Genomic DNA, 4,178 nt, shown 5'->3' with positions numbered 1-4,178 from the left:
GGCGTTCGGACCATCCGCAGGGTTGCGTTCGGTGTCGATCGGCCCCGGCTGAACTAGGTTCGCGGTGATGCCACGCTACCGGACGGGGCGCCTTCCGGACACTATGCAACGTTGGCGGCGCACCGGTCCGGACTGTGCCCGGCAGCGGCCGACATTCCCTCCACCAACATGTCGAACACCACCCGGTAACGCGTGCTCGTCTTCATGTCCTCATGCATCGCGATCCATAACGGCAGCGCGAAGCTGATGTCGTCGAGCACACGCACCAGCGTGGGGTCGCGCTGCGCAATGACCACCTGACACAAGCCGATCTCGAACCCGGCTCGAATTGCCGCCAGCTGCGTAAGGTTGCTATCGCTGCGTAAACGATTACCCGCCATGCGAGATTCTCTCAAACGATCGATAAATGGGAAAGCGCGCATTTTACTAAAACCCATCACCCGCATGAAAACTGGAAGCGTCGGTGGCGTTACCGGACGGCAACTGATCATCCTGGCCTCACAACCTTCAAGGCTTTTGCAATACTCGATGTCCAAGTGCCTTCCTGCAACCGTAGGTAATCATCATGCAAGTTACGTCAACCTGGCATGAAGTTATGCCATCACCGCACGCCGAAACGTAGTAGCATTGGCAGTCGTGGCACTGATTTCAGGCGGAAGCGCGTTTTCAACCGTCTTAAGGAATTACAACATTAATGGACTGCTTGGTCTTCTTGCCGTTTCCTTGTCAACGCACCTTAGATGGCAACGCGTCGTGGTTCCAGACGAGCGAATGACGATTTAACCTTACCGGCGAGAGGAGTCTCCTTGTCATCGCAGGTGGGACGCTCACCATAGCGCAAGCCCACTCCCTTACCGGCTCGCTTGGCTTCATAAAGCGCCTGATCGGCGCGCAGCCGCAGTTCGACGGAGCTGCTTGCATCCTCTGGCAAACAGGCAAAGCCGATGCTCGCGCCAATGCGTGCTGCCGTGCCGTCACTCAGTTCGTACGCCTGATGGGATATGGCAGTGATCAGTTCCTCGACGAACGGACCGACGTCGGTGGGGGAGACGTCTCGCATTACAACCATGAATTCGTCACCACCCATCCGTCCGAGCAGATGTTCGTCGGAAAGGCATGTCCGGATGCGTTTGGCGACCTCCACCAGCAGGAGGTCGCCGGCACCGTGACCGTAGCGGTCATTCACCTGCTTGAAGCCGTCCAGATCGATTGAGACCAGCGCCATCTTGCGGCCCGCATCCGGCCAGACTTGGCCAAGCGCGGCGTCCATGCCCTGCCGGTTCAATATGCCCGTGAGGGAATCGTGTTCCGCCAAGTGCAGATTTCTGTATTGGGCCGCAAGCATGACGAGCATCGTACGGTGGAAGGAACCGATGATCTGCATCGCACCAAGAAGGAACGGCGGGGTAATCGCGACGATGATGATGAGCCAACGCTCGTGCGAAGCTACCGCCCCGATGACAAACGGCAGGTCGCACAGGAGGATGAGCAGGAAAGCGAAGCGGGGCGCTGCATAGTTTCGCGCGCAGATCGGCCCGATCAGCGCCATGACGAGCGTTGCCGATAGCACACGCATGATCGGGTCGCCGCCGGACATAATGGTGAAGGCCGAAATACCCTGAAGTGTGCACCAGAGCAGCGATATCAGCACCGAAGTGTCGACAGGTGAAACGTGTTCGGGATCGATCTCGATCGCGCGCCGACGTGAACGCCGATCAGCGAGACGCCAGGCAATCAGCAGAACCTCAAGACCGATCAACAGTCCGAACACGGGGTGCGCGCTTCGCAGGAAGGATGCAACCAGCACGACCAATGCGCATAGAGAACCCATGATCGCCGACATCGGGGCACTCAGCAGCTGCCCTAGAAGAAAAGTGCGACCGTCCTGGCTCACATCGCCGGAGGGTTCGAAAAACCAACCAAGAGCCGCGGCGCGAGATTTCAGCCTGCCGCGGGCGGCGTCATGGATGGCTCCGGTTTCAAACATCACCGGAAGGCGCCTTTTGCCCAATGTATGTGGCCATCAAGGCCGCACTCAACGAACATGTTCGATAGGCACACCGCAGCCCAGGCGGCATCCGTGGTATAACCTGCTGGGTTGGACAAAGAGCGCTCCTGTTCCACCAACTCCTTCGCACAGAAAGGTAAAGGAAAGGACTGGCTAAAAGCTCCTGGCGTTCCGGCTTGTGAAGAGATCGGCGCCTATGACATCCAGCGCTATTCGATCGGGAATGGCAATTATGCTGAGTTCATCAGCCGCCTTTCACCCATCCGAGAGTCTGCGATCCACTGGCAAAACAGCTCCACGTCCATCGGCCGCGCGAACAGGAAACCCTGGGCTTCCTCGCAGCCGATCTGGGTCAGCACGTTCACGGCCTCGCTAGTCTCGACCCCCTCGGCGACGCAGCGGTATCCCATCTTGCGAGCAAGCCCGACCATCGTCTCGACGAGCACGAAGTCGGGTCCCGCCGCGTCGGTCAGGTTGCGGACGAACACCTGATCGATCTTCACGACGTGCGCTGGTAGCCGTTGGAGATAGGCCAGGCTGCTATGGCCGGTGCCGAAGTCGTCGATGGCGAGGCAAATGCCTGCCCCGGCCAGCTGGCGGAGCATGGTCAGCGCCTGATCGGGCTGGTCCATGATCGCACTCTCGGTCAGCTCGATCTCCAGCTGGTCGGGCCGCAGGTTCCGCTTCAACAGGCCCAGCTGGATGCGCTCGATGAGGTCGGCTTCACCTAGATTGGCCGCGGAGATGTTGACCGACAACGCGATATTCATGCCGGTCTGTTGCCAGGCTGCAAGCTGGTCCATCGCCGCCTCCAACACCCATTGCGTGGTCGGCCGCGCCAGTGAGGTCTGCTCGATGATAGGGATGAACTCGGCTGGTGATACATCGCCCAGCCGTGGGTGCCGCCAGCGCAACAGCGCCTCGGCGCCGATGCAGCGCCCGGTCGCCAGATCGATACGCGGTTGGTATACTAGCCGCAGCTGATCGCTGGCTTCGAGTGCCGCGCCGAAATCCCTCAGCAGCCTGTACTGGCGCTGGTGGGCGGTATCATTTGAGGATGAATATAGCGCGATCGAGCCATCCGCCCGTCTGGCGTCCTGCGCCGCGCTGACGGCACCGCGCAGCACGTCGTCAGCTGGCACATCGCCCAGGACGAACGGTCGTACCCCGATCGCCACACTGGTCACGAAGCGAACCGACGATGCCGCTCGCAGCGATGCGAATGCCGACTGCAGGAGCTGCATATATGCGGCTTCGTCCAGGTGGGACGGCGACAGGAACGCGAACTGCGTGGGGCCGACGTGATAGGCCATGCGGTCTGAACCCAGACCACTGCGTAGCGCCTCGGCTGCTTCCCGGATCAGATCATCGACCCGTGCCCCGCCCATGGCGCGGGTAATCTTGCTGATTTGATCGTCACGCGCGAGGTCGACGACGACCGCGAACCGCCGTTCGCCGGGATAGTCGCGAGCCAGATCGATGAGGTCGTCGCGGAACTGGTTCCGGGTCGGCATGCCGCTTACCGGATCGATACGTCCGAAAGCGTGCTGCAACTCGATTTGCGCCATGACCATAGCTGCCAGATCGACCAGTGCCGCCAACTCGAAGGGGGCAACTTGCCGTGGTTCGGTCCCAAGCACGCAAAGCGCTCCCAACCCATAGCCATCGCTGGTGATGAGCGGAGCGCCGGCATAGAAACGCGTGCCGGCGCGGCTCAGCACGCTATCAGCGTAACAAGGGTTGGCGAGGAGATCTTCGACAACCAGCGCCTGCGTCGTTTCGGCGACCTCGGAACATGGCGCCTTGTCCCTGGGGATACTGAAATGATCAATTCCGACGCGCGACTTGAACCATTGGCGATCGCGATCCGTCAGCGATACAGCGGCTACCGGGAGTCCGAAGATCTGGCTCGCCATCCGGGTGATGCGATCAAAGCTCTCGCTTGCCGACGTGTCCAGCAGCTTCAGCTGGTATAAGGCGTCGAGCCTGGCATCTTCCTGATAGTCCCGCATGCCGCGCCCCCGTTTCACGTTACGCTTATTATCACCTGACCCTTAACGATTTACTCGGATGCGATTGAGGAGCGCTGTCTTGCTTTTGCTAGAGTGTGAACCGCTGAGCGGCGATTTAAACCCTTGCAGATGGGCTGACTTCCTTCAGGTAGAAGGCG

3 protein-coding genes are annotated in these 4,178 nt (G+C 60.2%); all 3 read right to left on the bottom strand.

Annotated elements, in window-relative coordinates:
• Positions 1-101 precede the first annotated feature (101 nt).
• The 3 genes from sphst_RS20900 to sphst_RS10215 all read right to left on the bottom strand — a co-directional run bounded on the left by sphst_RS20900 (position 102) and on the right by sphst_RS10215 (position 4,020).
• Complete coding sequence (locus tag sphst_RS20900) at positions 102-536, bottom strand: hypothetical protein (protein ID WP_199848947.1); 435 nt, start codon at positions 534-536, stop codon at positions 102-104.
• 200 nt (positions 537-736) lie between these two features.
• Positions 737-1,987, bottom strand: coding sequence for a GGDEF domain-containing protein (locus sphst_RS10220; protein WP_081877552.1), 1,251 nt, complete (start codon positions 1,985-1,987; stop codon positions 737-739).
• A 251-nt stretch (positions 1,988-2,238) separates the two neighbouring features.
• The gene (locus sphst_RS10215; RefSeq protein ID WP_051916369.1) at positions 2,239-4,020 is read right to left on the bottom strand and encodes a sensor domain-containing phosphodiesterase; all 1,782 of its coding nucleotides are present in this window, start codon (positions 4,018-4,020) and stop codon (positions 2,239-2,241) included.
• Positions 4,021-4,178: the final 158 nt, after the last annotated feature.

This window comes from Sphingomonas sp. STIS6.2 (assembly GCF_000732685.2).
Lineage (GTDB): Bacteria > Pseudomonadota > Alphaproteobacteria > Sphingomonadales > Sphingomonadaceae > Sphingomonas > Sphingomonas aerolata.
The sequence above is the reverse complement of the archived record's forward strand: the minus strand, read 5'-3'. Positions and strand labels throughout refer to the sequence as shown.

What these genes read in the sequence shown, in the direction of transcription:
- sphst_RS10215 (WP_051916369.1), bottom strand. Translation starts at nt 4,020, where the DNA reads ATGCGGGACTATCAGGAAGATGCCAGGCTCGACGCCTTATACCAGCTG.
- sphst_RS10220 (WP_081877552.1), bottom strand. Translation starts at nt 1,987, where the DNA reads ATGTTTGAAACCGGAGCCATCCATGACGCCGCCCGCGGCAGGCTGAAA.